Source organism: Parvibaculum sp., from assembly GCF_039680535.1.
GTDB lineage: Bacteria > Pseudomonadota > Alphaproteobacteria > Parvibaculales > Parvibaculaceae > Parvibaculum.
This window is the reverse complement of sequence record NZ_JBDKSS010000003.1, coordinates 15177-39385: the sequence shown is the minus strand read 5'-3', so window position 1 is coordinate 39385 and position 24209 is coordinate 15177. Positions and strand designations below refer to the sequence as shown.

Below are 24209 nucleotides of genomic sequence, written 5' to 3'. Positions count from 1 at the left end.
GTCAGATGTCGTGGTCCCGGCGCACCCACAGGGCGAGCGCGGCGATGGCGAAGAGGGGGAGGAAAACGCCAGGCGCGTCGATCAGCAGGTGGCCGGGTTCGAGGCGGCCTGCAGCGATATCCCAGAGATGGAGAAGAGCGTGCAGGCCCAGATAGAGGGCGACGGTACAGAGAAGCGGCCAGGCGAGCCGCAACCAGCGGGCGGCGGCCGCCGTGGTGAGTGCGGCCGTCAGGAACGAGACGCCGATATCGCGGACGAAGTGGGGATTGAAGGGGCCGGTATCGGGTACGCCCTCGATGGCCTCATACCAGCCGAGTGGATCGGCCAGCATGAAGAGGGCGTTGGCAAAGAGGGCGAGGCCGGCAAGCGCGATCAGGAATCGCTTCAGGCCGGCTCGGCTGGAATCGCCCGTGCGGGCGGTAAACTGATTGATCGACATCGGCTTTCCCGGCTCCCGTTGGCGGCGTTCGCATGACCCAGCGTCACTTGGGGTTCCGCCATGTCCTCAGGACGCATGGGGTCCCGGATTTGTGACAGGGGAAGTCTCGGCGTTTACCAAAGGGGCGGCCCGAAGGCTGGAAGAGGGCCCTGGCGGTTGACAAGGGGCCTCTCCCGAGCCAGTGTGCCGCGCAAATCCTGACAAAAGGATCGTTGCCTAAGGGGTACCGCCCGGGCGTTTCCAGGGCGGACAAGCGGGACTTCCGGAGCGCGATGCACACATATCTCGACTTCGAGAAGCCGATTGCGGAACTGGAGGGCAAGGTCCAGGAGCTTCGGCTTTTGGCCCAGGAAGACCCTTCGGTCAGCATCACCGACGAGGTGGCCAAGCTTGAGCAGAAGGCCGCCCAGCTTCTCCAGGACACTTATTCCTCTCTGACGCCGTGGCAGAAGCTGCAGGTCGCGCGCCATCCGCGCCGCCCGCACTTCGTCGATTATGTCGAGCGTCTGATCGAGGATTTCACGCCTCTGGCGGGCGACCGCCTGTTCGGCGAGGACGCGGCCATCATGGGCGGTCTCGGCCGCTTCCGGGGCCGTTCCGTGGTCGTGATCGGCCATGAAAAGGGCTCGGACACGCAGAGCCGCATGAAGCACAATTTCGGTCTGGCGCGGCCCGAGGGCTATCGCAAGGCGATTCGCCTGATGGACCTCGCCGAGCGCTTCGGCATTCCCGTGGTCACGCTGGTCGATACGCAGGGCGCCTATCCGGGTTCGGACAGCGAGGAGCGCGGTGTCGCCGAAGCCATCGCGCGGTCGACCGATCGCTGCCTGTCGCTCAAGGTGCCGCTCGTCTCGGTCATCATCGGCGAGGGCGGCTCGGGCGGCGCTGTGGCGCTTGCCTGCGCAAACCGCATCCTGATGCTCGAGCATTCGGTCTATAGCGTCATCTCGCCGGAAGGCGCGGCGTCGATCCTGTGGCGCGATTCGGCCAAGGCCAAGGATGCCGCCACCGCGATGAAGATCACCGCGCAGAACCTGCATCAGCTCGGTGTCATCGACCGCGTGCTCCCCGAGCCCATCGGCGGCGCGCACCGCGAACGCCACCAGATGATCAAGGAAGCGGGCGATGGCATCGAGGAAGAGCTGCGCGGCCTCGAAAAGCTCGACGGCGCCACGCTGAAGCGTCTCCGCCGCGAGAAGTTCCTTGCCATGGGGCGCGTCGGCGCCGTCTGACCGGCGCGAGACGGGGCTAGAGCCCCATCTCGCGGAAAGCATCGCGAACATCATCCGCGAAAAGTTCCGGCTCCTCCATGGCGGCGAAATGGCCGCCTTTCTCCATGATCCGCCAGCGGACGATATTGTAGCTGCGCTCGGCCCATGAGCGCGGCGTGATCGGCAGCGTGTCGATCGGATATTCCGAATAGGCGGTGGGAACCGTCACCATCTCGCCCGGTTTGAGCGAGGCCGAGCCTTCCGCGGGGCCGGCCTTGTAGAGCGTGTTCGCCGAATTGATCGTGCCCGTGAACCAGTAGATCGAGAGCTGCGTCAGGATCGTGTCGAAGGGAAAGCGCGCGATCATGCCTTCCATCGTGTCGGTCTTGTCGGTGTCGCCGAGGCGGTAATATTTGTCGGCAAGCCAGCCCGCCAGACCCGCAGGGCTGTCCATCAGCGCGAAAGCGAGCGCCATGGGCTTGGTCGACTGGATCGAGCGATAGCCTTCTTCCTGCCGCCACCACCCTTGCATTTCCTTGATCCAGCGTCCCTCTTCCTCGCTCACCGGCGGCTGTGAGGCATGCTTCAGGCTAGGACGGAGCGGCAGCATGGTGAGGTGGATGCCGAGAAGGCTATCGCAATGCTGTAGCGCAAGGCGCGAGGTGACGAAGCTGCCCCAGTCTCCCGCCTGCGCGGCATATTTGTCGTAGCCGAGCACCTCTGTCATCAGCCGGTGCCAGAGATCGGCAATGGCGGCGGGGCCGATGGGAATGCGGGGCTTCGAGGAAAAGCCGTAGCCGATGAGCGAGGGCACGATCACGTCGAAGGCCGGACCTTCGCGCCCGTATCTTTCAGGATGCGCCAGCGGATCGACCACATCGAGGAACTCGCGGAAGGTCGAGGGCCAGCCATGCGTGAGGATCAGCGGCACGGGATTTTCGCCTGAGCCGCGCTCATAGATGAAATGGATCTCGTGATCCTCGCCATCCTCGTCCGTCAGAGTGGCGCGATATTGCGGGAAGCGGTTGAGCGCCTCTTCCTGCTTTCGCCAGTCGAAATCGTCGCGCCAGACTTCGACGAGCCGCTCCATATAGGGAAGGCTGGTGCCATAGGCCCAATGTTCGTTGCCCATGGGCTCGTTCGGAAAGCGGGTGCGCTGGAGGCGGCGCTTCAGATCCTGAAGCTCCTCCTCGGGCACACGAATCCTGAACGGATCGGCGGGGATGATGCGATGTGTCATTTCCCCGCCTTCACCTGGTTGACGAAGGCGCGAACCTCATCGGCAAAGACCGACTTCGTTTCCATGGCCGCGAAATGGCCGCCACGCTCGAAGGTCGACCAGCGGGCGACGTTGAAACTCTTCTCGACCATGCTGCGCGGCGGGAAGGGCATGAACTCCTTCGGGAAGTTGGCGATGCCCGTCGGCACTTCGACCTTCTCGCCTGCGGGAATATTCGTGCCGCCTTCCTCGAACATGCCGCGATAGAACCAGGTCGCCGTGTTGAAGGTGCGGGTGACGAGATAGATCATCACATTGGTGAGAAGCTGGTCCTTGGTGAAGGCGTTCTCGATGAATTCCTTGCCGTCCGGTCCGCGACGATCCGACCAGGTGTTGAACTTCTCGACGATCCAGGCAGCCGCGCCCACGGGGCTGTCCATCATGCCGTAGGAAAGCGACTGCGGCTTCGTCATCTGCAGGCGCAGATAGGCGCCTTCGAGTTCGAAGTTGAGCGCTGCAGCGCCCGCCCACTGGTTTTCCTCCGGCGTTTCCGGCGCGAAGGGGCCGCGAATGCCGAACATGTTGATGTGGATCGCCTTGGCTCCGCCGCCCTTCGCCTGCGAGTGATTGAGGCCGATATAGCCGGTCACGACCGCGCCCCAGTCGCCGCCCTGCGCGATGTAGTCCTTGTAGCCCAGCACTTCGCGCATGAGCTTGTCCCAAAGGGCGGCGGTTCCCTTCGGACCGATCGGCTTTTTCGGCTTGCCGGAGAAGGCGTAGCCGGGCAGCGAGGGCACGACGAGGTTCACGCCATCTTCCGCCCTGCCGCCGAATTTCTCAGGATGCGCGAGCGGCTCGATCACGTCCCAGAATTCGAACACCGATCCCGGCCAGCCATGAGTGAGCAGCACCGTCTGGGGATTGGCGCCCGAACCTTTCACATGAATGAAGTGTATTTCCTGACCGTCGACCGTCGCCTTGAATTGCGGGAAGCGGTTGAGCGTCGCCTCGGCCTTGCGCCAGTCGAAGGCCGACGTCCAGTAGGCACAAAGCTCCTTCATGTATTCCATGTCGGTGCCATAGGCCCAGCGGTCGGCGCCGGGTGCGATCTCCGGCATCTCATGCCACTCATAGGCGCGGACCTTGGCCAGAATGGCGTCGATCGTCGATTGCGGGATTTCGATCTTGAAAGGAACGGGCGCGCCCATGCTTGAGCATCCTCCATGTGGGTGTTTTTGTTGAGGGCATTATGGCAGCAGCGAGCCGGGCCGCAACGCCGCTTGCGATTGCTCCGCTTCTCCCGCGTCTTTAAGGTGGATGAAAACGATAATCAAAGAGGGGAGACGCATGGCCGAGGAGATTGTGGAGAGGTATGTGCCGGAAGGCGCGCCGGCGGCGATGGAGAAGGGCTCAATATTCCAGCGCCACTATGCGCTCCTCATTCTGACGCTCGCCTACACGTCGAGCCATGTGGATCGCGGCATCGTCAACATCGTGATGCAGCCGATCAAGAACGAGTTTCACGTCAGCGACACGCTGCTGGGCCTCATGTCGGGCCTGGCCTTCGCGCTCTTCTATGCAACGCTGGGCGTGCCGATTGCGATGTGGGCGGACCGGGGCAACCGGCGCAACATCATCGCCCTGGCGGTGACGGTCTGGAGCGCGATGACGGCGCTCTGCGGTGTCGCGAGCAATTTCACGCATCTTCTCCTCGCGCGCATCGGCGTGGGCGTCGGCGAGGCGGGTTCGAGCCCGCCCTCGCACTCCATGATCGCGGACCTTTATCCGAAGGAAAGCCGCTCTACCGCGATGGCGATCTATTCGATCGGCGTCTATCTGGGCGCGATGATCGGCCTCGTGCTTGGGGGCTATGTGGTGCAGCACTACGGCTGGCGCATGACGTTTTATGTCATGGGGCTGCCGGGGCTTCTCATTGCACTACTCGTGCGCTTCACGATGAAGGAGCCTGCGCGCGGCCATGCGGACGGCATTGCGCATGATGCGGCGCTCAAGTCGAATATCGTCCATGTGATCGTGCATCTCTGGCAAACGCGCTCTGCGCGGCACATCACCATTGGCCTGACGCTCGTGTCTTTTGTCGGCTATGGCGGGCTCATCTTCGGTCCGTCCTTCTTTCAACGCAGTCTCGGCATGTCGCCACAGTCGGTCGGCCTCATCTTTGGACTCATTGCCGGATTTGTGGGTGGTCTCGGTGCGCTGACCGGCGGAATCCTCGCTGACCGTCTCTCGAAGCGGGATATGCGCTGGAATGCCTGGGTCATCGCGGTGGCGAAAATCCTCGGCATGCCTCTCTTCATCGTCTTCTATCTGTCGTCCGATCTGACGCTGATGATCCCGATCTATATTGTCTCGTCGATCCTTGGCGCCTTCTATCTCGGGCCGAGCTTCGCCATGATCCAGAGTCTGACGCCGCTTCACATGCGGGCGCTTGCCTCTGCCGTCATGCTCTTTGTGCTGAACTTCATCGCGCTGGGCTTCGGTCCACTGACGGTTGGCCTCGTCAGCGATCTGCTGAAGCCCCATTTCGGCGATGAAAGCCTGCGCTGGGCGTTGTTCGGCACGTCCTTCATCGGTGTATGGGCGGCCGTCCATTACTACTGGGCGGGCAAGACCTATCAGGCCGATCTCGAAAAGCTCACCGGGAGCTGATGCGCAAAGGCGTCGCCGCCATCGCAACGACCGAAGCTCTGCGGCCGCCCTGATCAGGGCGGCCGTTTTGCATTCCGGGCGGCAAGGCCGAAGGCGCCGTTCTACCCGGCATGAGAAATAGGGATTTTCCCGATTCACCATGCGAGTTGGCGCGAAAATTGCTAATAATTCGTGGGTGCAAAAAGATGAAGAAACGTCAGTGCGGGGAAAGATTGCGATCGTGATCACTCTGACGGTGCAGGGGCAAAATGGGCAGCAGCATGCGGAAGTTTTCTTTCGCTATTTACCGGCTGGGGTTGCGATCCTGGCTGGACGGTCAGCGTGCAATCACGGCCTCGATAGATGCTGCCGCCTACAAGGTTCGGGACATTCTGCGTAAGGGGGGCCCGGACGTCAGGGAGCGGGTTTTCGAGGCGTTGCGCGATTATGTTCGCGAGCTTCCTGCAACGGCTGAAACAGGAGGCCCGTCATGCGTCATTACGGGCTGGCCGCGAACCGGCAAGACGCTGATTTCCTTCGCGCTGGCGCGCAAGCATGGATTCTCGCTCATTTCGCTCGATCAGCTTCGCGACATCTACCAGGATGTCGATGAAGACGACCTGCGTATCGAGATGCGTCAGTTTCTTCTGGACGAATTGTTCATGCGCTTCCCCGAAGGGTTGATCGTCGAGGGCGATGACCTGATCTATGTGAACCGCAAACGGATCGACGATCCGCGGAATATTTCTCTCAACGTCTGCGGCTCTCTGACGAACCGCCACAAGATCAAGTGTTTCGTTATCGGCAACGCCGATGCGGCGGTCGACTCGAAGGTGAAGGCGCTGCGGACGTATCAGCAGACCGGCAAATGCTGGACGGTGAAAAGCGAGCGCTGGCGTGATCTCCCCGCACGCGCGCGGGAGATGATCGAGGACAGCCGCAAGCTGCGCGAGATGGCGCCCGCGCACGAAGTCACCTACATCGAAATGGATGTGATCAATTTCGATCGGGCGGTGAAGCACGCCGCCGAGAAGATCGTGGCGACGCCCGTTCCTCTGGGGTAGAGGCGGAGCCCCCGGAGGGGCCCCGGCTCATTCACGCCAATGATCCGTGGCAGTGCTTGAACTTCTTGCCCGAGCCGCAAGGGCAGGGCGCATTGCGGGCGGTTTTTCCCCATGTGGCCGGATTCCGGGGATCGACGGCGACGCCGGGATCGTTGCGCGCGGGGCGGGTGAGCGTCGCCACATCGCCTGTTTCAAACTCATCTTCGCCCGTGAGCGGATCCGCGTGATGCGCGTGCATGAGCGGCAGCGGCGTCTCCTCGATGGCCGGCGCCTCGGTCACGAACTGCGCGTTCATGAGTTGGCGGGTCACATCTTCGCGAAGACGGGTCAGCAAGCTTTCGAAGAGTTCGAAGGCTTCGGACTTGTATTCATTGAGCGGGTCGCGCTGGGCGTATCCGCGCAGGCCAACGGCCTGACGCAGATAGTCCAGCATCATCAGATGCTCGCGCCAGTGATGGTCGAGCGTCTGGAGAAGGATCGCCTTCTCGACCTGACGCATGAGCTCCGGCCCGGCCTGGGCGACCTTCGCCGCCATGGCGCGGTTGGCTTCCGATTTCAGTCGCTCGCGGATTTCCTCGTCCGCAATGCCTTCTTCGGCCGCCCAGTCCCTGATCGGAAGATCGAGGCCGAGAACCGTCGCGACTTCTTCCTTGAGGCCCGCGGCGTCCCACTGTTCGGCATAGGCCTTTTCGGGAATATGCCGCGAGACGAGGGCATCGATCACCTGATGGCGCATGTCGTCCACGGTCTCGCGGACATCGTCGGCTTCCATCAGTTCCACGCGCTGATCGAAGATCACGCGGCGCTGATCGTTCATCACGTCGTCGTATTTGAGCAGGTTCTTGCGGATGTCGAAGTTGCGCGCCTCGACCTTCTGCTGAGCCTTTTCAAGCGCCCTGTTGATCCAGGGATGGATGATCGCTTCGCCTTCCTTGAGGCCGAGCTTCTGCAGCACGCCGTCCATGCGGTCGGTGCCGAAGATGCGCATCAGGTCGTCGTCGAGCGAAAGGAAGAACTTCGAGCGGCCCGGATCGCCCTGACGGCCCGAACGGCCGCGCAGCTGGTTGTCGATGCGGCGGCTTTCGTGGCGCTCCGTGCCGATGATGTAGAGGCCGCCCGCTGCCAGCGCGGTTTCCTTCTTCTTCGCGATGTCGGCCCTGATCTCGTCGGTCTTGCGCTTGCGCTCGGCTTCGTCCTCGATGCCTGCCGTCTCGTCGGCGATGCGCATGTCGAGGTTGCCGCCGAGCTGAATGTCGGTGCCGCGGCCGGCCATGTTGGTGGCAATCGTCACGGCGCCCGGAACGCCGGCCTGCGCGATGATATGCGCTTCCTGTTCGTGGTAGCGCGCGTTGAGCACGTTGTGCTTGATCTTCTTTTTCTTGAGAACCTCGGAGAGCGTTTCCGACTTCTCGATCGACACGGTGCCGACGAGCACGGGCTGGCCACGCTTCACGCAGTCTTCGACCTCGAGGACGATGGCATCGTATTTCTCGCGCGCGGACCTGTAGACCTCATCATCTTCGTCGATGCGGGCGATGGGCCGGTTGGTCGGCACCTCGAGCACTTCGAGGTTGTAGATATCGAGGAACTCCTCGGCTTCCGTCAGCGCGGTGCCCGTCATGCCGGCGAGCTTGTCGTACATGCGGAAATAGTTCTGGAAGGTGATCGAGGCGAGCGTCTGGTTCTCCGGCTGGATCTGCACGCGCTCTCTTGCTTCCAGCGCCTGGTGGAGGCCGTCCGAATAGCGGCGGCCTTCCATCATGCGGCCGGTGAATTCGTCGATGATGACGACCTTGTCGCCCTTGACGATGTAGTCCTTGTCCTTCTGGAACAGCTTGTGCGCCTTCAGCGCGTTCTGCACATGATGGACGATGGTGATGTTCTCGATGTCGTAGAGCGAGCCCGAGGGGAGAATGCCGCGCTCGCGCAGGATGCCCTCGATCTTCTCGTTACCCTCTTCTGTAAGGGTGACTGTGCGCTGCTTCTCGTCGAGTTCGTAGTCGCTGGCATCGATCAGGGGAATGACGTCATCGACGCCGATATAGAGTTCGGACTTGTCGTCGAGCGGGCCCGAAATGATGAGCGGCGTCCGCGCTTCGTCCACCAGGATCGAGTCGACTTCGTCGACGATCGCGAAGTGGTGCTTGCGCTGCACCATGGCACCGATCTGGTACTTCATGTTGTCGCGCAGATAGTCGAAGCCGAGCTCGTTGTTCGTGGCATAGGTGATGTCGGCGGCATAGGCCTCGCGGCGCTCATTATCATCGAGCCCGTGCAGGATGACGCCCGTCGTCATGCCGAGGAAGCCATAGACCTGGGCCATCCATTCGGCGTCGCGCTTGGCGAGATAGTCGTTGACGGTGACGACATGGACGCCCTTGGCCGGAAGAGCGTTCAGATAGGTGGCAAGCGTCGCCACCAGCGTCTTGCCTTCGCCGGTCTTCATTTCGGCGATGCGGCCGTCATGGAGAACCATGCCGCCGATGAGCTGCGTGTCGTAATGACGCTGGCCGAGGGTGCGCTTGGCCGCTTCGCGGACGACCGCAAAGGCCTCGGTCAGCAGGTCGTCGAGAGGCGTGCCTTCCGCGAGGCGGGCGCGGAATTCCGCGGTCTTGCCGCGGAGCGCTTCATCGCTCAAAGCTGAAATTGCCGGCTCGAAGGCGTTGATCGCTTCTACCCGTGCCTTGTACGTCTTCAGCTTCCGGTCGTTGGCGCTGCCGAAGAGACGCTTGGCGAGGACGCCCAAGCTAACCATCAGTCCAAATCCCTTGCGAATCCGCGCGGACGCCCGAAGACCCCGCTGCGGACCTGTTCCTGTCGCCCGTTCGGGCCTGTCTTCCGGGACGCCCCCGACCCCTTCCGCATGTCGGGGGCGGGCGACATGCCGCTCTGCGGGCTGGTCTACGAGGTGAAACCGCAGTCGAAAAGACCTGTCGAGATGTAAGGTGGAGGCCGTACCTTGTCAATGTAAGGCGGGGTAATGTTAACCGCCGCGAGCGGCGGAAAAGCCGGCGTTCAGGCGGTTCAAGTATATGAAATTCTTAGTGCAAGTGGTCCTTGTGCGACGCCCCTCGCGTCGTCATCATGTCGCCGCTCAAGCCGCCCGGCCGGATCCGGCGCGGCACCCGGATCATGCAAGGGGCCGTCGAAGCCCCGTCACAGGAATTTCATCATGCGCCTAGCCTCAAGTCTTGCTCCTGCCTGCCTGCTTGTCCTGGGGCTTGCCGGAGGGATTGCGGCCACCGTTACCGTGCCGGCAGCCAATGCCGCCGAAGCTGCGCAGCCCGCCGCGGGCGCCGACGAGGTCGTCGCCAAGGTGAATGGCTCGGAAATCAGGCTTTCCGACATCGCGCTGGCCGACGAGGAGATGGGCCAGGCGCTCGCCCAACTGCCCGAGGAAGTGCGCTTCCAGTACCTGCTTGGCATGCTGATCGACCGGCGCATCGTCGCGAGCGAGGCGAAGGCGAAGCATATCGAGGACGATCCGCTGGTGAAGCGCCGGAAGGCCTATTACGACGAAAAGGCTCTGCGCGACGTCTACTGGGTCCAGCTGATGCGCGACAAGGTCAGCGAAAAGGCGGTGAAGGCCTATTACGACGAGCATATCGCCAAGGCAGAGGCCGAGACCGAGGTTCATGCCCGCCATATTCTGGTCGGCTCGAAGGACGAGGCGGCCAAGGTGCTTGCGGAAATCAAGGGCGGCAAGAAGTTCGAGGATGTGGCCAAGGCCATGTCGAAGGATTCGAGCTCGCAGGAAGGCGGCGACCTCGGCTGGTTCAAGAAGGGCGACATGGTGCCTGAGTTCTCGGCCGCCGTGTTCAAGTTGAAGCCGGGCCAGATTTCCGACCCCGTCGAGACGAAGTTCGGCTGGCACGTCATCCAGCTCGTCGAGACGCGCAAGGCGAAGAAGCCGACCTTTGAAGAAGCGCATGACGACGTGATGCGCATGCTTGCCCGCGAACAGGGCACGAAGATCATGGAAGATCTGCGTAAGAAGGCGAAGGTCGACATCGTCGGCGAAGACAAGGCGCAGATCGCCCCCGCGCCCGATAGCGCGAAATAACCGATTGGCTGGAGACGAGTGATGGCGAAGGCCCCGAAAAAGACCGCGAAAGCGAAGCCGGTCGCAAAGGCTGCGAAGAAACCCGTGAAGAAGGCGCTGAAAGCCGCGCCGAAGGCCAAGGCGAAGAAGCCGGCGGCCCAGAAGGCGGCCGTCAGGAAGACTGCGCCGAAGAAGGCTGCCGCGAAAAAGGCCACGGCGAAAAAGGCGACCGCAAAAAAGGCAGGACACAAGGTCTCGCCGCTTGCGCCGAAATCCTATGCGAAGCTCCCGCCGATCGCGGGCGTTTCTCTCGGAACGGCGGCGGCGGGCATCAAGTACAAGGGCCGCGACGACGTGCTCGTCATCAGCCTGCCCGAAGGCACGGCAGCGGCTGGCGTTTTCACGACCTCGAAAACGGCCTCCGCGCCCGTCGAATGGTGCCGCGCGGGCATTGCGAAGGGCGGACGCGGCCGCGCCGTCGTCGTCAATTCGGGCAACTCGAACGCCTTTACCGGCAAGGCGGGCGTCGCCACCGTGGAGGCGACGGTCATGGAGGCCGCCGCTGCCGTCGGTTGCGATGAGGACGAGGTCTATGTCGCCTCGACGGGCGTCATTGGCCAGGCGCTCAATCCCTCGCCCCTTCTCACCGGCATCCACATGGCGCTCAATGCCGCCGGTCCCGACCAGTGGGACAGGGCCGCCCGCGCCATCATGACCACCGATACCTATCCCAAGCTCGCGACGCGCAAGGCGCGGATCGGCGACGCGACGGTGACGATCAACGGTATCGGCAAGGGTTCGGGCATGATCGCGCCCGATCTGGCCACCATGCTCGTCTTCATCGTGACCGATGCGGCGATTGCGCCGGCGGCATTGCAGAGCCTTGTCGCCGAGGGCTCGGACCGCAGCTTCAATTCGATCACCGTCGATAGCGATACCTCGACCAGCGACACCGTGCTGCTTTTTGCGACGGGCACGGCGAAGGGTGCGCGCCTCGTGAAACGCGCAGGCGATCCCGTGCTTGCCGAGTTCCGCAAGGCGCTCGACGACCTGCTGCTCGATCTCGCGCATCAGGTGGTGAAGGATGGCGAGGGCGCTTCGAAGTTCATTCGCATCGAGGTGAGCGGCGCCGAGAACGAGAAAGCCGCGAGGCGCATCGGCCTTGCCATCGCAAATTCGCCTCTGGTGAAGACGGCGATCGCCGGCGAGGATGCGAATTGGGGCCGCGTCGTCATGGCGGTTGGCAAATCAGGTGAGGCTGCGGACCGCGACAAGCTCGCGATCCGCATCGGTGGCGTCGATGTGGCCAGGAATGGCGTCGCCGTTCCGGGTTATGACGAGACGCCCGTCGCGCGTCACATGAAGGGCCAGGACATCGATATCGAAGTCGATGTCGGCGTCGGCAAGGCCGGCGCGACGGTCTGGACCTGCGATCTCACCTACGAGTACATCCGCATCAACGCGGATTATCGCAGCTGATCGGTAACCTCGCCTTAACCATGCGCTCATTTAGGCGCATACAATTCCGGTCAATGGTGGCACGATGACAAAAGGTCGCGCACTGAACATCGTGCTGGTCGTGGCCTGCGCGCTCGTCGACGCGGACGGGCGCGTGTTGCTCGCCCAGAGGCCCGAGGGCAAGTCGCTTGCTGGGCTCTGGGAATTTCCCGGCGGCAAGCTGGAGCCGGGAGAGACGCCGGAAGACGCGCTCATTCGCGAGTTGCGCGAGGAGCTCGGTATCGAGGTCGCGAAGGCGTGTCTGGCGCCTCTTGCCTTCGCGAGTCATGCGTATGCGGACTTTCACCTGCTCATGCCTCTCTATGTCTGCAGGCGGTGGCAGGGGACGGTTCAGTCCATCGAGGGGCAGGCGCTTGAATGGGTGAAACCCGCGAGGATGCGGGATTATCCGATGCCGCCTGCGGACGAACCGCTGGTGGCCGCGCTTCGCGACCTGCTCTGAGGTGCCTGACATCTCCCGGCGGTCGCGACAGAACGGGAGAGTGCAATGCGCGCAATAACGGCCCAGATCGAGTTCCAGCGTTTTCAACGCGATGAGCGTGGCGCGACGGCGATCGAATATTCACTGATCCTCGCCATCATCGCGACGGGTGTCATAGGCGTCCTGTCGGTGTTGGGCGGGGATCTTGCCGCGCTCTTCCAGCCGCTTGCCGCCTATTTCGGATAATCAGTCGCCTTTGGAGTTTTCATCGCCGCGCAGGGCGTCGGCGAGGCGCATCCTGGCACTGCCGGGCTTCAGCGGCTTCTGCTGGCTCTCATGCGGCGACCAGCCCGTCATGAAAATGACCTCGAAGGTCACCTCCACCCGTCCGTCGGGCAATCCGAATTTCTGCTGATAGATTTCCGCTGCGCGGAGCAGCGTCCCGCGCCGCAGCGGGGTGCGCCGCCGCTCGATCAGCGCATTTGTCTCTCCCATGCCGCGCAGCTCGGACATGAGCTTCAGCGCATTCCCATAGCGCACGGTGATGCGGTCCGAGTCGACGACCGGCAGCGCGAAGCCCGCGCGCTGAAGGAGTGAGCCCATGTCGCGCAATTCGACGAAGGGCGAGACGCGGGGTGACAGGCCGCCCTCGAGTTCGATCTCGGCCTCGGCGAGAGATTGGCGAAGTTCGGTCAGCGTGTCGCCGCCGAAAACGGCGCCGAGGAACAAGCCGTCCGGAACGAGCGCGCGGCGGATCTGGACGAGCGCGCCGGGAAGGTCATTCGTCCAGTGAAGCGAGAGGGCGCTGGCAATCAGGTCGAAGCTTTGATCGCGAAAGGGAAGATGTTCCTCGTCGGCCGCGAGCCTCGAGCCCGAACCCCGCGCGATCATGGCGGGGGAGAGATCGGTTGCGACCAGCGCGCCGATCTTGCCCGCCGGAAGCGCCGCATGGATGAGCGCGCCGAGATGGCTGCCGAGATCGAGAGCCAGAGGGAAATTCCGGTTCACCGCCATCAGCCGGTCGGAGAATTCCTCGACGACGCGGCGGACGAGGAAGTCGTGACCGGCAAAGCCGGCCGCCGCCCTCGCGCGGCGTTGCGCATGCAGCTTGCGGTCGAAAATGAGCATGGTGGAGGCTTGTTGCATGGCGCGCATCATGGTGATCGCGAGGGAATGCTGCAAGCGCAGGCTTTGCCCCCACTCCGCGGGGCGCTAGGTTTCGACCATGGACGGGGGCATCGACGAAAAGGTGGGCATTGCGGAGCGAAGCGTCGGCTGGGCGCGGGCGGCGCTTGGGCTTGCGGCCCGGCTTGCCGATCTGGCGCTGCCGCCGCTCTGCATTTCCTGCGGCCGGGGCGTGGAGGCGCATGGGGCGCTTTGCGGACCCTGCTGGGTTGCCGTTGGCTTCATCGATGCGCCCTTCTGCCCCGTGAGCGGCCTTCCATTTCCCTATGATCCGGGCCCCGGCATCGTCAGCGCCGCGGCGCTTGCCTCCCCGCCGCCATATGCCAGGGCGCGTGCCGTGATGCGCTATTCGGACGAAAGCGCGAAACTCGTCCATCGCTACAAATATGGCGACCGCATGGAGGTGGCGCCTGCCTTTGCCCGATGGATGGCGCGGGCCGGTCGCGAGCTGCTGGAAGACGCGCACATAGTCGCGCCGGTGCCGCTCCACAGGCGGCGGCTCTTTTCGCGCCGTTTCAACCAATCGGCGGAGTTGGCGCGTCGCCTATCCCGGCTTTCGGGCGTCGACTTCGTGCCGGACCTGCTTGAAAGGGTCCGGGCGACGCGGCCGCAGGTTGGGCTTTCGGGCAATGCGAGGCGGCGCAATGTGGCGGGCGCCTTCCGGTTGCGCGAAAGGCTCGAAGGCTGCGTCAAAGGGCGGATCGTCGTGATCGTGGACGATGTGATAACGACCGGCGCGACCGTCGATGCCTGTGCCCGGGTGCTCAATGCCGCAGGGGCGGCGGAGGTCAGAGTGCTCTGCCTTGCCCGGGTTGTTCCCGGCGAGGGAGCAACTATATGATATATCGACATGTTTTCTGAGGAGTGCCGCCCATGGCGGAAGTGACCATCTACACCACGATGACCTGCCCCTATTGCATGCGAGCCAAGGCCCTGCTCGGCAAGAAGGGCGTGAAGTTTCATGAGATCGACGTGAGTGGCGACGCTGCCAGGCGCGATGAAATGACGGCGCGGGCCGGTGGCCGCTACACCGTGCCGCAAATCTTCATCGGGGAAACCCATGTGGGCGGCTGCGACGATCTCTATGCGCTCGATGGCGCGGGCAAGCTCGATCCGCTGCTCGCGGCCTGAAGGCGACCATGACCGGTTCCCGCAATTCATCCTTTGTCGCCGCCTGCGTGCAGTTGCGCGCGGGGCGCGACGTTGCGGCGAATACGGAGGCCGTTGTCGATCTCGTGGCGCGTGCGGCTGAAGCGGGTTCCGACTTCGTGCTGACGCCCGAGAACACCTCGCTCATGGAGGCCGAACGCGGGCTGCTCTTCGAAAAGGCGAGGGCCGAGGAAGACGACGTGGCTCTGGCCGCGCTTCGTGCCGTCGCGCGCGAAAAGAAGATCTGGCTTTCCATTGGCTCGCTCCCGATCAAGGTGGCGGAGACGAAGCTCGCCAACCGCTCCTTCCTCGTTGCGCCCGATGGCTCCGTCGCGGCGCGCTACGACAAGATCCATATGTTCGACGTCGATCTTCCGGGTGGCGAGTCCTATCGCGAGTCGCGCAATTTCGAAGCTGGCCGCGAAGCTGTGACGGCCGATCTGCCCTGGGGCCGCGTCGGGCTCACGATTTGCTACGATCTGCGCTTTCCCCATCTCTATCGCGCGCTGGCCCATGCGGGCGCACGCTTCCTCACCGTGCCGGCCGCCTTCACGCGACAGACGGGGGAGGCGCATTGGCATGTGCTTCTGCGTGCCCGTGCGATCGAGACGGGTTCCTTCGTCTTTGCGGCGGCGCAGGGCGGGCGTCATGAGAATGGCCGGGAGACTTTCGGCCACAGCCTTGTCGTTGCCCCCTGGGGTGAAGTGATTGCCGAGGCGGGCACGGAGCCGGGCATCATCATGGTCGGGATCGATCCGGCGAAGGTGGACGAGGCGCGGACCCGTGTGCCGAGCCTCCTTCACGACAAGCCATTCGATCTGCCGACCACGGCGAAGGAGGCGTCATGATCCGCTACGCTCTTCTTTGCGAAAAGGAACATGAATTCGACGGCTGGTTCCGTTCCTCTTCGGTTTTCGACGATCAGGTGAAGGCGGGCGAGGTCACATGCCCCGTTTGCGGCAGCGCCAAGGTGCGCAAGGGCCTTATGGCGCCCAACGTTGCGGGGACGAAAAAGCGCGACGCGATCGACGCCTCGCAGGTCGTGCAGAAGCTCGTCATGGCGATGACGGAGCTGCGCAAGAAGGTCGAAGAAAATTGCGACTATGTGGGCGACAAGTTTGCCGAGACCGCGCGCCGCATCCATTACGGCGAGGAAGAGCAGCGCGGCATCTATGGCGAGGCGACGGTCGATGAAGCGCGTGAACTGATCGAGGAAGGTGTCGAGGTTGCGCCGTTGCCGGTCGTGCCATCGCGCCGGGCAAACTGATCCCTCTCAGGCGACGCCGAAGACCTTCTTCAGATACGGATTGAGGAACTTGGCCGTCGGGTCGAGTTCCGCGCGGACTTCGAGAAAGTCCTTCCACCTCGGGTAGAGCGTGGAGAAATCAGCCGCCGTGAGCGTGTTGAGCTTGCCCCAATGCGGGCGGCCGTCATGCTTGCGGTAGATTGGTTCGATCGCTTCGAAATAGGGCTTGTAATCCCATTCGTGAAACTGATGGATGGCGATGGAGCAGCTCTTGCGCTGGTAGAAGGGGCTCAGCCAGATATCGTCCAGCGCGGTGGTGCGGAATTCGATGGGGAAGAAGACCTTGATGTTGTTCTTCTCGATCGTGTCGATGATTTCGCGCAGTGCGGCCGGGCCTGCTTCGCGCGGCAGGTGATATTCCATTTCGTTGAAGCGCACGCCGCGCTCCGTCGCCAGCGTCTTGTTGGAATAGTCGACGCGCTCTTCCGCTCCGCGACCGGCGAGAGCCTTCTGGATTGCCCAGCGGCGGAGCGTCGGCGCCCAGCCGAGCCAGTCTTCCAGCATCTTCAATTCGCGCAAGCCGTCATCGTCCTCGTTGACGGGTGTGGGCGTTTCGGGCTCGTTCGTTTCGTTGTTCACGATGCCGAGCGCCATGCCGGAATAGGGGATGTAATAGAATTCGAAATTCCGGTTCTTCGCTTCGAGTTCCGGAATCTGCTCCAGCATTTCGTTCACGGGCGCGATCCATGTGCGCCGCTTCAGCTTGTAGATCGGCTGCGCCTGGATGCGGATTTGCGTGATGATGCCGAGCGCACCAAGAGACACGCGGGCCGTATTGAAAATCTCAGGCCGGTTCTGCGCATCGCAGTCGATCGTCTTGCCGGAGGCGGTAACGAGGCGCAGCCCGGTCACAAAGCTCGATAGCGAGCCGATATCGATGCCTGTTCCATGGGTGCCGGTGGAGATCGCGCCTGCGAGCGACTGTTTGTTGATGTCCGGCAGGTTGGCCAGCGCGAGGCCGCGGCGGGCGAGCTCTTCCGCCATCGCGGCGAGGCGCGTACCGGCGCGTACCGTCGCCTGATGCGTCGCCGGATCGTGATCGACCACGCCTGAAATGCGGTCGAGCGTCAGCAGCGTCCCTTCGGTTGGAACGAGACCCGAGAATGAATGACCGGCGCCGACGGCGCGAATGGGGGCCGTTGTCTTTTTCAGCAGCGCCGCGAGTTCCGCCTCATTGGCGGGCGCCGCGCGAACGGACGGTTCGCAGGATTGTCCGCCGGACCAGTTGTGCCAGGGAAGTGCCTTGCGCGCTGGCGGCTGCGTCGGCGGCAATGCGTCGGCGAAGGCGCTTTCCACCAGTGCGGGGATCGTGCCGGTTGCGGCGAGCGCGCTGGCGGCGGTGGCGAGTTTCAGCAGGTTGCGGCGCGATGCGTTCATGGGCCGTGCTTTCTCAGTGCTCTTCTTCTTGTGTCGATTCCGGTGCGGGCGCGGCCATGAACCTCATGAGGGTGATGAGATCGTCCGCCGAGCATTCGATGCACTGGCCGAGCGGCGGCATGCCCTTGAAGCCGTTGATGATGTGATCGCCGAGAACGGCCTCGCCCTGCGCGAGGCGGGGCTTCCATGCGGCGAGATCATGCGCGAGCGGCGCGCCGGTTTCCGCGTTCTGGTGGCAGGTCTGGCAGGTGCGGCCATAGATGTCGGCGAGCCGCTCATCGAGCCTGACGGGCTTGGCCGCTTCGTCTTCCTTGCCGCAGCCGGTGAGCGCGAGGCCCGCCAGCACGGCAATGACCGCGATCTTCCATGGGCGATGCATGACTCCCCGCTCCCCATCGTGTCTTCCGTTGCACAATGGCGAGGCGGGATTTTTCCGTCAAGACATAATAGTGATCGCTATCTTTCGTCCTGCCGGCCGTTGCCAGGCTTGACCGCCACGACCATGTAGTTGACGCCGGTATCGCCCGAGACCTTCCAGATATCTCCAAGCGGATTGTAGCTGACGCCGCTCACTTCCCTGACTTCAAGTTCCGCATCGGCAAGCCCCTGCCGCATCTCGGCGGGGGTCACGAATTTCGACCAGTCATGCGTGCCGCGAGGCAGCCAGCCCAGCACGTATTCGGCCCCGACGACCGCGAGGCCGAACGCCTTCATGGTCCGGTTGATCGTGGCCACGATCATGAGGGCTCCCGGCTTCAGCATGGCGCTGCAGGCCTTCAGAAAGATGTCGCGGTCCGCGACATGCTCGATGACTTCCATGTTGAGGATGATGTCGAACTTCTCGCCGGCCTCGGCGAGGGCTTCAGCCGTGGTGCAGCGGTAATCGATATCGAGACCCTGCTCCTGTGCATGGATCGAGGCGGTCGCGATGTTCCTTTCGCCCGCATCCGCGCCGATGACCTCGGCGCCGAGGCGTCGCATGGGTTCGGAGAGGAGGCCGCCGCCGCAGCCGATATCGAGCAGGCGCAGACCGGCGAAGGGGTGGAGGGCCTTCGGATCGCGGCCGTAATGCATGCAAACGCGCTCACGGATGAAACCCAGCCTGACCGGGTTGAACCTGTGCAGCGGACCGAACTTGCCCGTCGGATCCCACCACTCGGCCGCTATGACGGAAAATCGGGCGACTTCGTCCGGATCGACGGTGCTGGCCCCTGCCGGAGTGGTGGCGGCGCTTGTCATAAGAAAATCCCTTCGCAGGTGCGGCATTGAGCAACGTCGATCTTGGCCCGGGCCCGGTTGCGAGGCCAGTGCCATCCGAGTATGTATGGGCTCAGGCTCGGTTCGGCATCAGGTCCATCCCAATCGCGACATGATATAGGGCGTCCGCATGGCTCGGGTCCAGCGGGGCGGCCGGAGCGAGCGTGCGTAAGCTAGGGGCCTTGAGGCCCGAAGACAGGATATTCAGGAATGGCCAGACTGGTCATGAAGTTTGGCGGCACATCGGTGGCCGACGTCGCGCGAATCCGCAATGTCGCTCAGCATGTGAAGCGCGAGGTGGATGCGGGCCATGAGGTCGCGGTGGTCGTTTCCGCCATGTCCGGCACCACGAATCAGCTCGTTGCCTGGGCGCGCGAAACGGCGCCGCTCCACGATGCGCGCGAATACGACACCATTGTCGCCACGGGCGAGCAGGTGACGGTCGGTCTCTTGGCGATCGAGCTTCAGCGCATCGGTATTCCGGCGCGCTCCTGGCTCGGCTGGCAGATTCCGATCCGCACCGACAACGCGCATGGCGCCGCGCGTATTCAGGAAATCAACGGCGACGAGATCGTCCGGCGCTTCGGCGAAGGTCAGGTCGCGGTCATCGCAGGGTTCCAGGGGCTCGGCCCCGACAACAGGATTACGACGCTCGGGCGCGGCGGCTCGGATACGAGCGCCGTCGCGATCGCAGCGGCGATCAATGCCGATCGTTGCGACATCTACACGGATGTCGACGGCGTCTACACCACGGACCCTCGTATCGTTGCGAAGGCCCGAAAGCTTGATAAAATCAGTTACGAGGAAATGCTGGAGATGGCGTCTCTCGGCGCCAAGGTTCTCCAGACCCGCTCCGTTGAGCTCGCCATGGTCTATCGAGTGCGACTTCAGGTCCGCTCGAGTTTCGATGCGCCCGATGCTCCCCAAGGAACCGGGGCTGGGGACATCGTCGGCACACTCGTTTGCGACGAGGAAGAAATCGTGGAACAGCAAGTCGTCAGCGGCATCGCCTATTCGAAGGACGAAGCCAAGGTCACGCTCGTCAAGGTCGAGGACAAGCCCGGCGTCGCCGCCAAGGTCTTCGGCCCGCTTGCCGACAATTCGATCAATGTCGACATGATCATCCAGAACGTCTCGGATGACGGCAAGAGCACCGACATGACGTTTACGGTGCCGCAGGCCGAACTTGCCCGTGCGGAGGATGTGATCCGCAAGGCGCAGGCCGAGATCGGCGCGCAGGAAATCAAGACCGACACCAATGTCGTCAAGGTGTCGATCATCGGTATCGGCATGCGCAGCCATACGGGCGTCGCCAAGACGATGTTTCAAACGCTCGCTGCCAAGGGCATCAACATCCTCGCCATCACCACGTCGGAGATCAAGGTGAGCGTGCTGATCGCGTCGGAGTACACTGAGCTTGCCGTGCGCGCATTGCACACGGCTTACGGACTCGACGGCGAATAACGGAGACCGCGTGAACCCTCAGCTCGCCATATCCGGCCGGATGGCCGCGAAGACGCAGACGGCGCTCCGGCGCCGCCGCAGATTCGTGCGCCGTGCGAGCGGCAACCAGAGGGACGCGAACTGATGGTGGGCTCCGTCGGTGGTCCCCGCGTCTTGCTCCGCAGGCTGCGCGAGGTCATGGCGGAGCCTCAGGCGGCGCAGAAGCGGCTCGACAAGATCGTCGTGCTGATCGCGGCCAACATGGTCGCGGAGGTGTGCTCCGTCTATCTGATGCGCCCGACGCGCGAGCTTGAGCTCTTCGCGACCGAAGGTCTGAAGCCGAGCGCCGTTCACAAGACCCGGCTGAAAGTCGGCGAAGGCCTTGTCGGCGACATTGCCGCGCACGCAAGGCCGCTCAATCTTGCCGACGCGCAATCGCATCCGGGCTTCGCCTACCGACCGGAAACCGGCGAAGAGGTCTACAAGTCGCTGATGGGCGTACCGATCCTCAGATCGGGCCGCGTCGTCGGCGTTCTGGTCGTCCAGAACCGCACGAAGCGCAATTACACCGAAGAAGAAGTCGAGGCGCTGCAGACGGTGGCCATGGTGCTCGCCGAAGTCGTGGCGGCTGGCGACCTCATCAACCTGCAGGAACTCGACGAGCCGACGACGACGCGCCGCCGTCCGTTTCACGTCAAGGGTGGCTCCTTCTCCGAGGGCATCGCGCTCGGCCATGCGGTGCTCCATGAGCCGCGTGTGCATGTCACGAAGCTCATCGCCGAGGATGTCGACGTCGAATTGAACAGGCTGGAGCAGGCGGTCTATGAGCTCCGCGGCTCGATCGACGACATGCTTGAGACGGAAGACCTGAGCCATGCAGGCGAGCATCGCGAGGTGCTTCAGGCCTATCGCATGTTCGCGAACGATCGCGGTTGGCTGCAGCGCATGAGCGAGGCGGTGCGGACCGGCCTCACGGCGGAAGCCGCCGTCGAACGCGTGCAGAACGATACGCGCGCAAGGCTGCAACGCGCAGCCGACCCCTATCTGCGCGAGCGGCTCCACGATTTCGACGATCTCGCGAACCGGCTTCTGCGCCAGCTGACCGGCGTGAAGCTTTCCTCGGCGAGCGGCAATCTGCCGAACGATGCCATCGTCATCGCCCGCAACATGGGCCCCGCCGAGCTTCTCGACTATGACAAGGAGCGCTTGCGCGGCCTTGTCTTGGAGGAAGGCGCGCAGAATGCGCATGTGACCATCGTCGCTCGTGCGCTGGGCATTGCGACGGTCGGCCGTGCGGAGGCCATTCTTGATCACATCGACCAGGGCGACGCGATCATCGTCGATGGCGACGCGGGCGAAGTCTATGTGCGTCCGTCGCAGGACATCATCGACTCCTATTCGGAGAAGGCGCGCTTCCGCGCACGCAAGCAGGCGCAGTATGAAGCGATCCGCCATGAGCCGGCGATCAGTGTCGACGGCAAGAAAATCGATCTTTACGTGAACGCAGGTTTGCAGGTGGATCTTCGCCATCTGCATGAGTCTGGCGCGGAGGGCATCGGCCTTTTCCGCACCGAGCTGCAATTCATGGTCGCATCGAAGCTTCCGAGTCTCAAGGATCAGATCGAGCTTTATTCTGCAGTACTCGATGCAGCAGGCGACAAGCCGACCGTGTTTCGTACGCTCGATATCGGCGGCGACAAGATGCTGCCCTATATGGACATGGCGGCGTTCAAGGAAGAGAACCCGGCGCTCGGCTGGCGCGCTATCCGCATCGGTCTCGATCGTCCGGCACTCCTCCGGCACCAGCTTCGCGCATTGCTGACCGCGGCCTCCGGCCGTTCGCTTCGCGTCATGTTTCCGATGGTCGCAGAGGTGGCGGAGTTCAAGCGCGCGCGGAGCCTGGTCGACAAGGAGCTGGCGCGGCTCGCCAAGTTCGGCAAGGCCCCGCCGGCGAAGGTCGAGATCGGGACCATGCTCGAGGTTCCCTCGCTCGTCTGGCAGCTCGATACGCTTCTGCCGCTGGTCGATTTCGTCAGTGTCGGGAGCAACGATCTGCTTCAGTTCCTCTTCGCGGCAGACCGTGGCAATCCTCGCGTAGCCAACCGATACGACCTGTTGAGCCCCGCGGTTCTCGGATTTCTGAGATCGATCGTGACCAGGTGTCACGCGCAGGGCGTGCCGGTGACGCTGTGCGGCGAGATGTCGGGCAAACCGCTGGAGGCGATGGCGCTTCTCGGTGTCGGATTCAGGCGTGTTTCCATGTCGCCGGCCGCGATCGGTCCGGTCAAGATGATGGCGCGCTCGCTCGACGTCGGTGCGCTCGAAAGCTACATGGAGGGGCTATATGCGCTCCCCATTTCGTCGCTTCGCGATGAGCTCAAGTCCTTTGCGCGGGACCATCGCGTCGCTATTTGACGGTGCGGTGACAGCGGTTGCGGCATCGTTCCTTTTTCGAGCGATTTCCGTACGTTTGGACCAATCGGTGGTTGCGATTATTAAGCAGGTTTGATTTATTCTTAGCATTCGGCAGGTGCCTGCGGGGGCGTACTACTGCCGGGTAAGGACGGGCGATCGCATCGACTTTGGGCGGTTTCGGACGGGGGCGTCTGGGGCCACTCGGATCTGGCGCTGACGGTCGATTAATTCGCCAGATGGTGACGGGTATATGGGGACGGCTCAGCTCGGGGAAGATCCCAAGGCCATGATCAAAAGTTCGACGCCGCCAATGGACGAGAAGTCCGAGGTACGTCGCAGGCTGCATCTGCGCGATATTTCCAGCGACGCTCCGCTTCCCGTCGATACGGTTGGTGCCGAGTTGCGCGCTGCCCGCCTGAAGCGGGGCGAGGACCTCCGTTCCATTGCCGCTGCGCTCCGCATTCGCCGCGAACAGCTCGAAGCGCTCGAAGAGGGGCGCCACCGCGATCTGCCCGGCCGTGCCTATGCCATCGGCTTCGTGCGTTCCTACGCAGAATATCTTGGGCTCGATGTGGCCCATGTGGTCGATCGCTACAAGTTCGAGATCGATCAGAGCGAACGGGCCATGGATGCCTTCACCTTTCCGAAGGTGACGGAGGAGACCAGGCTGCCGCGCGGCACCTTCCTGATCGTTGGACTGGTTGTTGCGCTGGGCATCTATGGCGGCTGGCTGCTGACGCGCTCCGCCGACAAGATGATGGCCGAGCGCGTTCCGCCGGTGCCTGAGCGCATCGAGGAGCGGGCGGGCTCGACCGGCGCGCCGGATGAGCGTCCCGTGTTGAGCGGCGATCCGGCATCCGCCGCGACGCGGACTCAAGGGTCATCCTCTTCTTCGCAGCTTCTGGGCGTTTCCGCGCCTCAGCAGGATTCTTCCGCGGTTTATGCGGTGCCGCCGGCCCCGGCTGCCGCGCCGGTCGCAGCGGACGCCGTGCCCGCGACCGCGCCGGCCCAGCAAGTGGCCGCGCTGGAGCCGCAGCCGGCTGCCGCTCCCGTCCAGCTGCAGGCCGAGCTTGCTCCGGCATTGCCGCCGATCCAGGCCGGTCAGACCTTCGGCAGCGAGAACATCGACGGTCGCGTCGTTGTACGTGCCCGCAAGAGCGATGCGTGGATCCGCGTGGAGGACGCACAGGGTCACGTGCTGATCGAGCGCACTCTGGCGCTGGGCGACAGCTACAGGGCGCCGGGCAAGCCGGGGATCATCCTCGTGGCGCGCGATGCGAGCGCTTTCGAAATTCTGGTCGATGGAACCTCCCTCGGGCTCGCAGGTCCGCCGACGCTGGTTCTGACCGGCAAGCCGCTCGATGCAGCGGCGCTCATTGCCGCCAGCCCGCAGCAGAGCGCGGCGGCGGCGCCGGCAGGCCAGCCGGGGGCGCCTGCGGCTCCCGTGGCGCGCTGAGCGGGATTTACCGGCGGCCATTCGGCTTTCGGCCCAGGATTTCTGGTCTTGGGCATCG

At 63.4% G+C, this 24209-nt stretch carries 22 protein-coding genes; 14 read left to right on the top strand and 8 right to left on the bottom strand.

Annotation, left to right across the window (positions count from 1 at the left end):
* Position 1: 1 nt before the first annotated feature.
* A complete protein-coding gene (locus ABFC66_RS00945) occupies positions 2–439 on the bottom strand; it encodes a hypothetical protein (RefSeq protein ID WP_346739079.1) in 438 nt (145 codons plus the stop codon).
* Positions 440–711: 272 nt separating this feature from the next.
* Between ABFC66_RS00945 and ABFC66_RS00940 the strand changes: the two genes are divergently transcribed.
* Positions 712–1671 (top strand): acetyl-CoA carboxylase carboxyltransferase subunit alpha, encoded by a 960-nt coding sequence (locus ABFC66_RS00940; protein WP_346739078.1) that lies wholly within the window; start codon positions 712–714, stop codon positions 1669–1671.
* A 16-nt stretch (positions 1672–1687) separates the two neighbouring features.
* Here ABFC66_RS00940 and ABFC66_RS00935 read toward each other — a convergent pair whose 3' ends face one another.
* Together ABFC66_RS00935 and ABFC66_RS00930 are read right to left on the bottom strand one after the other, a co-directional pair.
* Positions 1688–2890 (bottom strand): epoxide hydrolase family protein, encoded by a 1203-nt coding sequence (locus ABFC66_RS00935; RefSeq protein ID WP_346739077.1) that lies wholly within the window; start codon positions 2888–2890, stop codon positions 1688–1690.
* Positions 2887–4077, bottom strand: coding sequence for an epoxide hydrolase family protein (locus ABFC66_RS00930; protein ID WP_346739076.1), 1191 nt, complete (start codon positions 4075–4077; stop codon positions 2887–2889). The genes ABFC66_RS00935 and ABFC66_RS00930 overlap by 4 nt, the downstream gene beginning before the upstream one ends.
* A gap of 139 nt (positions 4078–4216) precedes the next feature.
* Between ABFC66_RS00930 and ABFC66_RS00925 the strand changes: the two genes are divergently transcribed.
* Positions 4217–5539, top strand: coding sequence for an MFS transporter (locus ABFC66_RS00925; protein WP_346739075.1), 1323 nt, complete (start codon positions 4217–4219; stop codon positions 5537–5539).
* 260 nt (positions 5540–5799) lie between these two features.
* Complete coding sequence (locus tag ABFC66_RS00920) at positions 5800–6582, top strand: hypothetical protein (RefSeq protein ID WP_346739074.1); 783 nt, start codon at positions 5800–5802, stop codon at positions 6580–6582.
* A 31-nt stretch (positions 6583–6613) separates the two neighbouring features.
* On the opposite strand, the gene secA is transcribed toward ABFC66_RS00920, so the two are convergent.
* Positions 6614–9337 carry a preprotein translocase subunit SecA gene (gene secA, locus ABFC66_RS00915; protein ID WP_346739073.1) on the bottom strand — a complete coding sequence of 908 codons (2724 nt, stop codon included), beginning with the start codon at positions 9335–9337 and terminating at the stop codon, positions 6614–6616.
* Positions 9338–9754: 417 nt separating this feature from the next.
* Between secA and ABFC66_RS00910 the strand changes: the two genes are divergently transcribed.
* The 4 genes from ABFC66_RS00910 (at position 9755) to ABFC66_RS00895 (ending at position 12809) form a co-directional block, all read left to right on the top strand.
* Positions 9755–10645 carry a peptidylprolyl isomerase gene (locus tag ABFC66_RS00910; RefSeq protein ID WP_346739072.1) on the top strand — a complete coding sequence of 297 codons (891 nt, stop codon included), beginning with the start codon at positions 9755–9757 and terminating at the stop codon, positions 10643–10645.
* 21 nt (positions 10646–10666) lie between these two features.
* The gene (gene argJ, locus ABFC66_RS00905; protein ID WP_346739071.1) at positions 10667–12103 is read left to right on the top strand and encodes a bifunctional glutamate N-acetyltransferase/amino-acid acetyltransferase ArgJ; all 1437 of its coding nucleotides are present in this window, start codon (positions 10667–10669) and stop codon (positions 12101–12103) included.
* Between the two features lie 64 nt (positions 12104–12167).
* Positions 12168–12584, top strand: a complete 417-nt coding sequence (gene mutT / locus ABFC66_RS00900) for an 8-oxo-dGTP diphosphatase MutT (RefSeq protein WP_346739070.1) — start codon at positions 12168–12170, stop codon at positions 12582–12584.
* Between the two features lie 45 nt (positions 12585–12629).
* Complete coding sequence (locus ABFC66_RS00895; protein WP_346739069.1) at positions 12630–12809, top strand: Flp family type IVb pilin; 180 nt, start codon at positions 12630–12632, stop codon at positions 12807–12809.
* Here ABFC66_RS00895 and ABFC66_RS00890 read toward each other — a convergent pair whose 3' ends face one another.
* Positions 12810–13709 (bottom strand): methyltransferase domain-containing protein, encoded by a 900-nt coding sequence (locus ABFC66_RS00890; protein WP_346739111.1) that lies wholly within the window; start codon positions 13707–13709, stop codon positions 12810–12812.
* Positions 13710–13788: 79 nt separating this feature from the next.
* On the opposite strand from ABFC66_RS00890, the gene ABFC66_RS00885 reads away from it, so the two are divergent.
* Genes ABFC66_RS00885 through ABFC66_RS00870 form a run of 4 tightly spaced genes read left to right on the top strand, consistent with a single transcriptional unit; the run spans position 13789 to position 16164 of the window.
* Positions 13789–14589 carry a ComF family protein gene (locus tag ABFC66_RS00885; protein ID WP_346739068.1) on the top strand — a complete coding sequence of 267 codons (801 nt, stop codon included), beginning with the start codon at positions 13789–13791 and terminating at the stop codon, positions 14587–14589.
* 32 nt (positions 14590–14621) lie between these two features.
* On the top strand, positions 14622–14879 hold the full coding sequence (grxC, locus tag ABFC66_RS00880; RefSeq protein ID WP_346739067.1) for a glutaredoxin 3: 258 nt from the start codon (positions 14622–14624) through the stop codon (positions 14877–14879).
* 8 nt (positions 14880–14887) lie between these two features.
* Positions 14888–15745 carry a carbon-nitrogen hydrolase family protein gene (locus tag ABFC66_RS00875; RefSeq protein WP_346739066.1) on the top strand — a complete coding sequence of 286 codons (858 nt, stop codon included), beginning with the start codon at positions 14888–14890 and terminating at the stop codon, positions 15743–15745.
* Entirely contained in the window at positions 15742–16164 is a 423-nt protein-coding gene (locus tag ABFC66_RS00870) for a DUF1178 family protein (RefSeq protein WP_346739065.1), read from the top strand. The genes ABFC66_RS00875 and ABFC66_RS00870 overlap by 4 nt, the downstream gene beginning before the upstream one ends.
* 6 nt (positions 16165–16170) lie before the next feature.
* Here ABFC66_RS00870 and ABFC66_RS00865 read toward each other — a convergent pair whose 3' ends face one another.
* The 3 genes from ABFC66_RS00865 to ubiG form a co-directional block, all read right to left on the bottom strand.
* Positions 16171–17580 (bottom strand): D-arabinono-1,4-lactone oxidase, encoded by a 1410-nt coding sequence (locus tag ABFC66_RS00865; protein WP_346739064.1) that lies wholly within the window; start codon positions 17578–17580, stop codon positions 16171–16173.
* 13 nt (positions 17581–17593) lie between these two features.
* Positions 17594–17959: a c-type cytochrome gene (locus tag ABFC66_RS00860; protein ID WP_346739063.1), complete on the bottom strand. Its 366-nt coding sequence runs from the start codon at positions 17957–17959 to the stop codon at positions 17594–17596.
* Positions 17960–18036: 77 nt separating this feature from the next.
* On the bottom strand, positions 18037–18819 hold the full coding sequence (ubiG, locus tag ABFC66_RS00855; protein WP_346739062.1) for a bifunctional 2-polyprenyl-6-hydroxyphenol methylase/3-demethylubiquinol 3-O-methyltransferase UbiG: 783 nt from the start codon (positions 18817–18819) through the stop codon (positions 18037–18039).
* 228 nt (positions 18820–19047) lie between these two features.
* Between ubiG and ABFC66_RS00850 the strand changes: the two genes are divergently transcribed.
* The 3 genes from ABFC66_RS00850 (at position 19048) to ABFC66_RS00840 (ending at position 24151) form a co-directional block, all read left to right on the top strand.
* Positions 19048–20301 (top strand): aspartate kinase, encoded by a 1254-nt coding sequence (locus tag ABFC66_RS00850; protein WP_346739061.1) that lies wholly within the window; start codon positions 19048–19050, stop codon positions 20299–20301.
* Between the two features lie 123 nt (positions 20302–20424).
* Positions 20425–22695: a phosphoenolpyruvate--protein phosphotransferase gene (gene ptsP / locus ABFC66_RS00845; RefSeq protein ID WP_346739060.1), complete on the top strand. Its 2271-nt coding sequence runs from the start codon at positions 20425–20427 to the stop codon at positions 22693–22695.
* A gap of 286 nt (positions 22696–22981) precedes the next feature.
* On the top strand, positions 22982–24151 hold the full coding sequence (locus tag ABFC66_RS00840; protein ID WP_346739059.1) for a RodZ domain-containing protein: 1170 nt from the start codon (positions 22982–22984) through the stop codon (positions 24149–24151).
* Positions 24152–24209: the final 58 nt, after the last annotated feature.